Annotated in this window: 7 protein-coding genes; 3 read left to right on the top strand and 4 right to left on the bottom strand. The window is 57.8% G+C overall.

What is annotated here, in order from left to right; translation table 11 throughout:
- The first annotated feature begins 8 nt into the window (after positions 1-8).
- Positions 9-1,505, top strand: coding sequence for a TolC family protein (locus tag MPRO_RS08060; RefSeq protein ID WP_067290099.1), 1,497 nt, complete (start codon positions 9-11; stop codon positions 1,503-1,505).
- Positions 1,506-1,637: 132 nt separating this feature from the next.
- Here the strand turns inward: MPRO_RS08060 and MPRO_RS08055 are convergent, their stop codons facing one another.
- From MPRO_RS08055 to MPRO_RS08040, 4 genes are all read right to left on the bottom strand, one after another.
- Positions 1,638-2,822: a cytochrome-c peroxidase gene (locus tag MPRO_RS08055; protein ID WP_067290096.1), complete on the bottom strand. Its 1,185-nt coding sequence runs from the start codon at positions 2,820-2,822 to the stop codon at positions 1,638-1,640.
- 251 nt (positions 2,823-3,073) lie between these two features.
- Positions 3,074-5,197, bottom strand: coding sequence for a glucans biosynthesis glucosyltransferase MdoH (gene mdoH / locus MPRO_RS08050; RefSeq protein WP_067290093.1), 2,124 nt, complete (start codon positions 5,195-5,197; stop codon positions 3,074-3,076).
- A complete protein-coding gene (locus MPRO_RS08045; protein ID WP_067290091.1) occupies positions 5,194-5,448 on the bottom strand; it encodes a hypothetical protein in 255 nt (84 codons plus the stop codon). Before MPRO_RS08045 ends, mdoH begins: the two co-directional genes overlap by 4 nt.
- Positions 5,449-5,451: 3 nt before the next feature.
- Positions 5,452-6,987 carry a glucan biosynthesis protein G gene (locus MPRO_RS08040; RefSeq protein WP_245635052.1) on the bottom strand — a complete coding sequence of 512 codons (1,536 nt, stop codon included), beginning with the start codon at positions 6,985-6,987 and terminating at the stop codon, positions 5,452-5,454.
- Positions 6,988-7,406: 419 nt separating this feature from the next.
- On the opposite strand from MPRO_RS08040, the gene MPRO_RS08035 reads away from it, so the two are divergent.
- Positions 7,407-8,453, top strand: coding sequence for a polyamine ABC transporter substrate-binding protein (locus tag MPRO_RS08035; protein WP_067290088.1), 1,047 nt, complete (start codon positions 7,407-7,409; stop codon positions 8,451-8,453).
- Between the two features lie 55 nt (positions 8,454-8,508).
- On the top strand, positions 8,509-10,974 hold the full coding sequence (locus MPRO_RS08030; RefSeq protein ID WP_067290084.1) for an EAL domain-containing protein: 2,466 nt from the start codon (positions 8,509-8,511) through the stop codon (positions 10,972-10,974).
- Positions 10,975-11,213: the final 239 nt, after the last annotated feature.

The following is an 11,213-nucleotide window of genomic DNA, read 5'->3' as shown; positions in this document are numbered from 1 at the left end:
GCCCAAGGATGAAAACAAGCCATAAAGTATTCACCACCAGCCTGCTGGTGCTGGCCATCAGCGGTTGCGCGGTTAGCAGCCAGCCGATTGAGCGCAGTATCAGCGAGCAGCGCGCCAAGACCGACCTGCTCAACATGTTCAAGGATCAGGAACCGCTTGCCGGCGAACTGACGCTGCATGACGCCATGGCACGAGCCCTCAAATACAACCTTGAAGGTCGTCTCAAGGTCATGGAAGAGGCTCTGGCCAACCGCCAGCTCGATCTCTCCAGTTTCGATATGCTACCGCGCCTGGCCCTGCAAGCCGGCTACGCCGGTCGCAGCAACATCAGCGCCTCCAGCAGTGAGAGCATCCAGACCGGCACCCAGTCACTGGAGCCGTCTACCTCCCAGGATCGCGAGCGCGGTGTGGCAGACCTGACCATGGTATGGAACGTACTGGACTTCGGCGTTAGCTACGTCAGCGCCAAGCAGCAAGCCGACCAGCGCCTGATCGTGCAGGAACGGCGCCGCAAGGTAGTGCACACCATCATTCAGGATGTACGCTCGGCCTATTGGCGCGCCATGGCGGCCGAAGGCCTGCTGACGAAGATTGACAGTCTGATGGCCCGCGTTGATACCGCCCGCAACAACAGCCAGCGTCTGAGTGAACAGCGTATTGGCGATCCAATTCAGGCCCTTAGCTATCAGCGGGCCCTGATTGAAGCTACTCGTCAGCTCGAAGAGCAGCGCCGTGCGCTCTCCCTTGCGAAAACCGAACTGGCCGCGCTGATCAACCTGCCCATGGGCACCCCCTTCCAGCTGGCCGCTGCGGGCGGCTATGAGGAACCACAGCTGAATGTGGAACTGAGCCAACTCGAAGAGGAAGCCCTGGCCAACAGGCCCGAGCTGCGCGAGCAGGATTACCAGGCGCGCATCAGTGCCGCGGAAACACGCAAAGCCATGCTGCGACTGCTGCCCGGGCTTGAATTTTCCGCCGGCAGACACTACGACAGCAACTCTTTTCTGGCCAACCAGAGCTGGGCCGACTACGGCGTAAAGGTCACCTGGAATCTGTTTAACGTACTCTCGGGACCAGCGGCAATCGATGTCGCCAAGGCCAGCGAAGCGGTTGCCCAGGCACGGCGTCAGGCTATGTCCATGGCAATCCTGGCCCAGGTTCATGTCGCCAATGCCAATTTCCACGAAGCCCTGAGGCAGTTTCATACCAGCCAGGAGCTGGCGCAGCTCGACACTCAGATCATTGAACAACTGCGCAATCGCTACAAGGCACAGGGCATCGGCGAGCTTGACCTGATCCAGGGTGAGCTCAATGCCCTGCAGGCAGAACTGCGCCGCGACCTTGCCTATGCCGCGCTGCGCAACAGCTACGGCCAGCTGTTTGCCAGTGCTGGCATGGATCCCCTGCCCGCCGAGCTGCCCTCAACCGGTCTGGACGCCATATCCCATGCCCTGGCCAACAGCGAAGCCCGCTGGCAAGAGGGCGACCTGCAACCCGGCTCCTGATCAGGATACAAGCTCCACAACAAAGGATGCCGGGCGCAAGGCCCGGCATTCATCTCGATTGTCTTCTTGCCCCCATGGAATCGCAGCCGCTCTGGAAATCTAAATCATGCAGACGCAACCTGCGTTGCATGTTTATTTCAGCAGGGGCTCGTAACGCTGATCCGTCAGGGTCTTCAGAAAGGCCACCAGGGCGGCGATACGCTTGTTGTCCAGCGCAGGGCCGCTCTCCAGTTCCTTGAGCGACAGGTTCTGCGCCACCTCGGGTGTGCCCCAGGGCTGCCCGGTTTCCGGATTGATCTTGTTGGCAGCGCTCTTGCTGTTGTAACTGTTGTAAAACCGCACCACGGTTTCCAGCTCGCTAAAGACACCGTTGTGCATGTAGGGCCCCGTCACCGCAACGTTGCGCAGCCCTGGCGTGCGGAACTTGCCGCGCTCATGCTCATCGTTCACCTGGGGATTGTTCAGCAGCCCCCCGTCCAGTGCATCAGATGCCATACCGCTGGCCGCCCGCACCGCCGTATTCACCGGCACACCTATGTTGTGGTACTGATAATTAGAGAAGGTTTCATCCGCGGCAATGGCCGACTGGCGCAGCTGATGGCACTGATTACAGTTGGTGAACTGCTGGGAAAAGAACAGAGTGCGGCCCAGGTCTTCCTGCTCAGTCATGCGGTATTCGCCGCGCAGGTAGCGGTCGTAACGGGAGTCAAACGGCGATACGGCATCACTGCGCTCATAGGCGGCGATACTGCTGGCCATGGCATCAAACGCAGCTTCATCACTTGCCAGACCCGCCTCACCAAAGAGTTCAGTGATGCGGGAGACGTAAAACGGATTTTCCTGCAGCCGGGCACGCAGAGTGGCCACATCAGGCAACCCCATCTCGATAGGGTTCAACGGCGGCCCCTTGGCCTGATCTTCCAGGCTCGATGCCCGTCCGTCCCAGAATTGGCCACCGACAAGGCGCCCTTCAGAGTCGCGATGAAATTCAGGCGTGAAGGCCGCATAGGTGACACTGGGTGCATTGCGATCTCCCAGGGAATGACCATCATCCCCCAGCGATACGGCGCCGGCCTGGGTGTTGACCCCAGGATCGGCAAAGCCCCGAGCAGGATCATGACAACTGGCACAGGACTGGCTGCGGTTGTATGACAGGCTGGTATCGAAAAACAGCGCCTGTCCAAGGCTTTCAAGCGCCTGGTGCCGTTGTGCCAAATCGGCAGGCTCTGTACGGCTGCTCACGCCTGTATCGGCTGCGACATTCGCGGCAAAAGCCAGCGGTAGCAGGCAGCACAGGAATGCGGAGAAGAATTTCACGATTACACCTCTGACGTACCGGCTAACAGCAATACCCTCAACTGTTCAGCTCATTAAAAACCGCAGGTGATAATCATTACTATTAGTATTAATGTCAAGCCACCCTCAGTGGCAGTCACGCAGCGACACCGTCTGAACACAAAAAAGCCCCCGACCGCTGCGCTCACACCGGTCGGGGGCTTTTGTATCAGGTTGCAGTGTATTGTCTCGTGAAAAGTCTCCCGAGGGAGTGCCCTGCGTGCTCTGGCGGTTTAGTCGTTGCCGCGTAGCGGCCAGATCTGGCGAATACGGTTATCGATGGCCTGGCCCCAGTAACTCTCGGCCGGTGTCCGCCAGCATTCGCGGTGCAGCCAGGCGAGGCTTTCGCGGTCGGTAAGCAGCAGGTTCTTTTCCGCCCGATTGAGGCTTTCCGGCCCCAGCTCCAGACAGCGGCTGCGTAGCTGCTTGAGTCGATGATGCTTGGCACCGCCCCCGTGGGAACGGGCCGTGGCCTGATGCACCCGATTCATCACAGGATCCAGCACCGCCCGCACCACGGCAGATTCGCCAAACTCCGGCAGTATCTGATGGCTGTTGAGGTCATCCAGTAATGCGGATCCCTGCTGCTCTTCCGCCACCATCAAAATGCGCTTGCGACGCAGCGCCTGACCAATACCGACCTTGCTCAGCAGCACCGAGGTGGGCGCCGCCAGAATCAGCGGCAGTGCCACCGGCACTGACCAGAAGAAGAACATCGGATCCAGCCACCAGGCAAAGCCCGCCCAGATCGCCGCCAGAATGGAGCCCGGCGCCTGATTCAGCAGCGCATCAATCCAGCGGGTTTCATCGCTGCGGTTCTGCCCGGCCCAGTTGAGTGTCACGTTAAACACGGCTTCCAGCACATAGCGGGTATGGGCCAGCATGCGGATGGGTGCAAGCAAGGCCGATACCAGTATTTCCGTGACAATACTCAGCAACAGACTGAAAAATCCGCCGTGAGCCTTGCGCCTGCCACTGAGCAATACATCTACAACGGCCAGCAGCTTGGGAAAGAACAGCAGAAATACTACGCTGCTCGCAAGGCCAATGGCCCACTCGGGATGCCATTCGGGCCAGAGCGGAAACGGGCTGTACTGCAGCGGAAAATAGTTCGTCGGCCAGAGTACCAGGCGGGTGGTTTCAATGGTCGTCAGCACCAGGAAGGCGAACCATAGCGGCGAGGCCAGGTACGACAGAATACCGTTCAGAAACGCCATGCGGTGCGCCATGCGCAGGCGCGGCTCGAACAGCATCAGCCACAGGTGCTGCAGATTGCCCTTGGACCAGCGCTTGTCACGGGTCAGTTCATCCACCAGGCTCGGCGGCGACTCTTCGTAGGTATGGCTGAGCTCCGGCTCAAGCCAGACTTCATAGCCTGCCCGGCCCATAAAGGCCGCTTCAACGAAGTCATGGCTCGCGATAGGCCCACTGAACAGACCCGGCCCGCGCAGGTGCGGCAAGCCGCAATGCCGCATAAAGGGCGCCACACGAATAATGGCGTTGTGGCCCCAGAAGGCCGCCTCGCCCAGCTGCATGGCCGCAAGACCGGTACTGAAGAGCGGTCCGTACACCTGATTGGCAAACTGCTGCACGCGGGCAAACAGCGACTGGGCGTTAATGATCGTCGGGCAGCTCTGCAAGATGCCGATATTCGGCTCGCGCTGCATCAGGCGTACCATTTTCAGCAGGGTGTCGCCACCCATCAGACTGTCGGCGTCCATCACCGCCATGTACGCGTAAGAACGGCCCCAGCGGCGCAGGAAGTCCGCCACGTTGCCGCTCTTGTAGTTCATGTTCAGGGTGCGACGGCGATAGAACAGACGCCCGTGGGCCCCCAGCTCGTCGCACAGCTGCTGCCAGGCCGCCTGCTCGGACAGCCAGACATCGGGCTCCCGGCTGTCGGACAGAATAAAGAAATCAAAATGTTCGATTTGACCGCTACTTTCCAGCGAGCGGTAGATGGTACGCAGCCCCCCCAGAGTACGGTTGACCGGCTCATTGTAAATAGGCATGACGATGGCGGTGCGCGCCAGCGGCGTGTCCACCAGTACGGCTTCAGGATGGCGGCGCAACAGCGACTTGGGGTCGCCACCAAGCCGACGCAGCCAGAAACCATAGAGACCAATCCAGAAGCCGACCGTGATCCAGGTGAACAACAGCGTGAAGAGGCCAATCAGGGCCTGCTCCAGCAGATTGCCACCGTGGTACGGCAGTACGGATGCCATGTAATAGGCACCGACCAGCGCCTGGGCTACCACCAGCAGGGTCAGCACCCCACGGCGCAACATCACCCGCCCACGCCAAGGCGTGGCGGCAGCGGTAGTCTGAACGTCGGCGAGAGCGGTTTGAACCCTCATGCCTTGTCTCCGTAACCGATACTGCCGCGTACAATCGCCGGGGCTACCGGTGGCAACGGCCGTTGCGGCAAATCAAAGCGCAGTGGCAACTCATCCATGACCCAGGCCATCAGATCCGGCTGCCCGGACTGCAAGCCTTCCTCAATCAGCTTGAAGGCAATCAGCGTGTGGGCATCGGTGAGCTCAGCCCCGGTGCCGGCCATATACTCCAGCACGCGGGACAGGGCGTGTTCCCCCAGGGTGTGGGCCATGAATTACTCCGCGGCCCGAATATCGTTGCTGGCCGGCAGACGGTAAGCCCAGGTCTCGGTCAGGGTTTCATCACCGATACTGAGGTAAGCCCGCAAAGACAGTGATTTCTTGGCCGCAGGACGCGCCAGAATCGACAGTCTCCAGCTCTTGAGCGCTTCGTTGTACTCCACAAAGTGCTCCAGTACCTCACCGCCATCCAGTGCCGTTACGTGGCTTAAAATCGGTGCCCGCGGGCGCTGCTTGTCGAGCAGGCCGCCGTCGAAATCCACCAGCATGCGGTAGGCGCCGGGCACATTGCCGCCACCGACAACATTGCCATCCCCAACGAAGCTACTGCTGACCTTGCCCATGGGGTTGCCGCCAAGCTCTGCGCCACCAAACTGCACCTCATAGCTATAGTCCAGCGGCTTGCCTGCCTGCACCTTGTCCTTCGGACGCCAGAAGGCAACGATGTTGTCGTTGGTCTCGTTGGTGGTCGGCAGCTGCACCAGCACCACCTGACCCGGACCCCAGTCTCCTTCGGTCAGCACCCAGCTGCTGGGGCGCAATTCGTAACGCGCCTGCAGATCCTGGTAATCGGAGAATTGGTTATCACGCTGCAGCAGACCAAAGCCGCGAACGTTTTCGGTCATCAGGTAATCCATTTCCAGCTCACGCGGATTCAGCAGCGGACGCCACATCCACTCGCCACTGGTGCCGTTCAGTACCTGCAGACCATCGGAGTCATGTACCTGGGAGCGCCATTCACCGCGTGGACGACCGCTGTTCTCGCCGTAATAGAACATGCTGGTGAGCGGGGCTACACCGAGCAACTCAATATCGGCACGGGGAAACAGGCGTGACTTGACCTTAAGCCGCGTCGTCTTGCCAGGGTACACGGTAAACTCATAGGCGCCGGCAGCGCTCTCGCCATCCAGCAAGCCATAGAAAGTCATGGCATGGGCATCGGGGGATGGCCGTTCCAGCCAGAACTCAACGAAAGACGGAAACTCCTCGCCACGGGACAGACCCGTGTCGATCGCCAGACCACGGGCCGAAATGCCAAAGGTATTGTCACGTCCTACGCCACGAAAATAGCTGGCACCGGCGAACACCATAAACTGATTGCGTTCCTTATCTCCCTTGAGCGGATAAGTCAGCTTGAAACCGGCATAGCCAAGATTGGCCGGCACGCGTTTGGCGACTTCAGGATCGGCGAAGTTGAAGTCGGTTTTGCGAAACGGCACCGTGTGACTACCCTGCGCATCGATGACATTCATTTTCACCGCATGACGGTAAAACAGGCCTGGCGGCACCATCATTACCTGAAAGCGTGAACTGCTTTCGCTCCACAGACTTTTGTCCGGATTGAAACGAATATTCTGATAGTCGTCGTAGCTCAGCGTTTGCATGAACTTGGGTATGGCCGCAGGCGCCTGATAGGGCACGGCGGCGAGCGCACGGGCCTTTTCAGCCACGTCATCAAAACCGAAGGCCGCCAGTACAGTCACTGGAAAAAAGGCACCCAGCAGCGCCAGGGCAGACAAAATCTTCTGCACTCTCTTACTCCAATCAAAGATTATCCCGCTAGCGGGCTTAGTAGGTATGTTGCGACAAATTCAGGCCGACTTATTACACCAAAAACGCGGTGCACGCTAGCATTCTTAACCTGAATAGCGGCTGAGCCTAGAATATATTCAACGCCTAACCGGTACAGCCAGCAATGCACCTGTTTCTCCTGCTCGGGGTACTCTGTTTTAAAGGTTATGGCACCTTAATCAGCTTGAATTCTAGCAACCCCGTCGCCACAGTCCGACCATGATAACGCAGATGGCCCTGCAGAGCCCGCACAGTACGCTCATCCTGTGCGGAAAGCTCTTGATCAGAAAGGGGAAAAACGTCATGGTGAGGTTCGGTTGTCAGATGCTGTGGCCTCTGGCACAGCCATGGTCTTTGCACTTACCAGGAGAACTCTCTCATGCGTCGATGCTTTGCACTCTTGTGTGCCCTGTGCACCAGTCTTCTGCTTGCCCCTTACAGCCTGGCCGAGCCGCGCCAACTGGTGATACTCAACTGGTCCGACTACGTGGATCCTGAGCTGGTGGTCGAATTTGAGAAACTGCACGATGCCAAGGTCAGTTCAGTCTTCTACAGCTCGGACGACCACCGCACAGAAATGCTGCTGGAGAATAACGGTCAGGGTTACGATCTTATTCTGGTCTCCGGCATAGACCTGCGGCTCTACGCCAAACGCGGCTGGCTCGCACCACTGGACCAGGCCCGCATCCCCAGCATCAGTCAGATCGACCCCCGCTGGGCCAACGCCTTCGACGACGCTGCCGCCTACGGCATTCCGTACTTCTGGGGCACCACCGGCATCATCTATCGCAGCGACCTGGTGAAAAAACCTATCACCAGCTGGCTACAGCTCTATCGCCCCGAGCCTGAGTTGCAATCCAGAATTTCCATGATGGATAGCTCAAAGGATCTTGTGGGCATGGCGCTTAAATCCCTGGGCTACTCGACCAACAGCACCGACAGCGCCCAGATCACAGCGGCCGAAAAACTGCTGCTGGAACAAAAGCCCCATGTACGCAGCTATCAGTACGTAACGCTGGACGAAAACTCCCCACTTCTCAACGGCGACATTGTCGCCTCCATGATGTATAGCGGTGACGCACTGATGGTGCAGGAACTGAACGAAAATCTTAAATATGTACTGCCAAGCGAAGGCGGCAACATCTGGGTCGACTACTTCGCCGTGGGCGCATACGCACGCGACCCCGAACTGGCCTACGCTTTTCTGGACTTTATTAATCAACCGGCCAACGCCGCCCGCCAGGCTCAGTTCGTGTACTACGCCACTCCGAACCAGGGCGCAGAGGCGTTGCTACCCGAGGAATTTCTGCAAAACTCGGTGATTTACCCCGATAGCGCAACCTTGCAGGCATCCGAGTTCTACAGCGAGCTCCCCCCCCGCATCCAGCGACAGCGCAATGCGGCTATGGCCAAAATACTACAGTAGTCCGATTAACCTAAAGTCAGTCTGATCACCGGGAACCTAAGGACACGCATCCCGCATGAAACTGAGCAGAAAAATCCCGTTGGTGATTATCCCGCTGATCGCGGGCCCCATGCTGCTGCTCGGCCTGCTGGCGTACCTGCAACTCAAGGACAGCGCCGAGACTCGGGGCATACAGTCCATTGATGCCTTGCTGACGCGCATCGACTCTCAGTTACAACAAATTATGACCACCGCTGATGCCAATATCGCACTCTTTGCCGATGATTCCCTGCTTAAAAGTTACCTGCTTACGGACGATTTGGAAGAACGCTACGCTCTGATGCAGCGTCCGCTGCAGCAAAAATTCAGCAGCATTCAGCGCGCCTACCCGGATTACTATGAGATCCGGGTACTGGCACCTGATGGTTTTGAAGACCTTCGCCTGTCGACACGCAACGATCCCAACCTGACGGAAGATGACAGCCACAGCCCCAGCTTTCTTGCGTTTCAACGGAGAACAAATGACGACTTGGCGCGGGTCGAGATTAATCCGGATAACCAGCAACTTGCATTGTTCGTTACCAGACGGATACGGCTGATTAATCCGGCGATCGACTCCTTTCAGTCAGAAGCCGCCTTGCGTGGCTACCTGAGTATCACGATTGACCTTGCCCCAGTGCTCGAATTGCTCAATGCCTCATCCTGGCCCAATGCCCTTCTAGTGCTAAGCACTTCCCAGGGGGACATACTCGGCAGTACCCAGGGCCATTCCATGGATGTGCTGCTGCACGACTATAAACTCGAAAGCATCATAATGCCGCAACCGCCGATGCTGCAGCCCATGCTGGATGGCCAACCCTACCTGCACCATGCACGGCAACTGCACACTAACCTCTGGGGCCATTTTCTGCTGCCAGAACGCGAACTTGTAAGGGAGTCCCGCTTTATTGGCCTGCTTGTTCTGGCTGTGTGCGTTAGCGCTATCGTATTCTCTATCCCCCTGCTGCTGGTACTGGTACGCAAACAGATGCTCGACCCTATCGGACGGCTGAACCAGGCCCTGGCAAGCCTGGGCGATAAGCAGCAGCTAATTCAGGTGCCGGTTCAGAGCGAGGATGAAATTGGCGAACTCAGCCGTTCATTCAATGGCATGAGTCGGGCGCTACAGAGCTCCAATGAAAAAATCCGCACCCTGGCATTTCGCGATAGCCTCACAGGCCTGCCGAACCGTTTGATGTTTAATCGGACTCTGCGCCGGGAACTCGAAGCCGCTCGCCAGCACAAGCATCACATCGCCGTACTCTTTCTGGATCTCGACAATTTCAAAAACATCAACGATACCCTCGGTCACCCTGCGGGGGATCAGCTACTGGTACGGGTCAGCGAAATAATTCAGGCCAACCTGCGCGGTTACGACAGCATGGGCCGCCCCACCGAAGACGACGCCAACCACGAGATGGCCCGCTTTGGCGGCGACGAGTTCACACTGCTGTTGCGCTATCTGCATTCCCCCGACAATGTGATACCGGTGGTGGAACGGATCCTTGCCGCACTGACTCACCCCATCGATCTGAACGGCACACCCTGCTATGCCGGCTGCAGCATCGGCATCGCCGTGTATCCGGAGGACGGCAACTCAGGTGATGACCTTATCAAACATGCGGATCTTGCCATGTATCAGGCCAAGGCCAGTCGCCGCGGTGGCTATGAATTTTTCTCCAGCACTACAGCGGAACATGCCAGAAAGCGCGCTCAGATCATTCAGAAAATGCACCAGGCAGTAGAGCAGCAGCAATTTGAACTCTACTATCAACCCATCATTGACAGCCGCAGCCGTCGGCTGTCTTCGGTGGAAGCTCTGATACGCTGGAACGACCCGGAACTCGGCCCCATATCCCCCGCCTGGTTTATCCCGCTGGCCGAGGAAAACGGGCTTATCCTGCCGATAGGCGCCTGGGTTATGGAACAGGCTGCACGCCAGCAACAAGCCTGGAAAGAGGCCGGACTGCCAAGTTTGCGCATCGCCATCAACATATCCAGCATCCAGCTACAACAAAAGGGCTTTGCGCAGCAGCTAACACAACTGCTGCGAAAGTATGAGCTCAGTTCCAGAGATATATATATTGAGCTGACCGAGACTGCACTGATACAGGGACAGGATCTGGTACTGGAAAACCTCTATGCTCTGCACGAACTCGGCATTCAGATTGCGCTGGATGATTTTGGCACCGGCTATTCATCCCTTAGTTACCTGCAGAATCTGCCGATCGACATTCTCAAGATCGACCGCAGCTTTATTATTAACCTGCAGGAAAAAAACAACGGCCTGATACTCTCCGCCATCATCACCATGGCTCACTCGCTCAACATGAAAGTCGTGGCAGAGGGCGTAGAAGATGAGGATCATCTGGCATTTCTCAGCGCTGAGGGCTGTGACCTGTTACAGGGTTATCTGTTCGGGCGCCCCTGCCCGCCGGCCGATATCGAACACCTGCTGGCGAATCAGGAACCGGTTGATGCCGAGCATCCTTCTGCAAGCTGAAACCCATACCGCACCACTGGCGTTATTTTCAATACGCAGACAAAAAACCGCCGCGCTCCCTTAAGGAACACGGCGGTATTTGGTTGCGGCTGATTTAAATTCAAATCACCCCTTGCAAGCCTTCAAGCCCCGGCTAGGAGGCTGTCCGAGAATGCTGGCCGTAGCGAGAGCCGACTGATTTGAGCGGTTTTTTGCGGTGTTTAAGGCGAATAGTGGTTCTATTTAACGCAAAACAGCAC

The organism is Marinobacterium profundum, assembly GCF_001528745.1.
GTDB classification, from domain to species: domain Bacteria; phylum Pseudomonadota; class Gammaproteobacteria; order Pseudomonadales; family Balneatricaceae; genus Marinobacterium_A; species Marinobacterium_A profundum.
The sequence above is the reverse complement of the archived record's forward strand: the minus strand, read 5'-3'. Positions and strand labels throughout refer to the sequence as shown.

Coding starts and splice junctions, on each gene's coding strand:
- MPRO_RS08035 (WP_067290088.1), top strand. CDS start 7,407: ATGCGTCGATGCTTTGCACTCTTGTGTGCCCTGTGCACCAGTCTTCTG.
- MPRO_RS08060 (WP_067290099.1), top strand. CDS start 9: ATGAAAACAAGCCATAAAGTATTCACCACCAGCCTGCTGGTGCTGGCC.
- mdoH (WP_067290093.1), bottom strand. CDS start 5,197: ATGAGGGTTCAAACCGCTCTCGCCGACGTTCAGACTACCGCTGCCGCC.
- MPRO_RS08030 (WP_067290084.1), top strand. CDS start 8,509: ATGAAACTGAGCAGAAAAATCCCGTTGGTGATTATCCCGCTGATCGCG.
- MPRO_RS08045 (WP_067290091.1), bottom strand. CDS start 5,448: ATGGCCCACACCCTGGGGGAACACGCCCTGTCCCGCGTGCTGGAGTAT.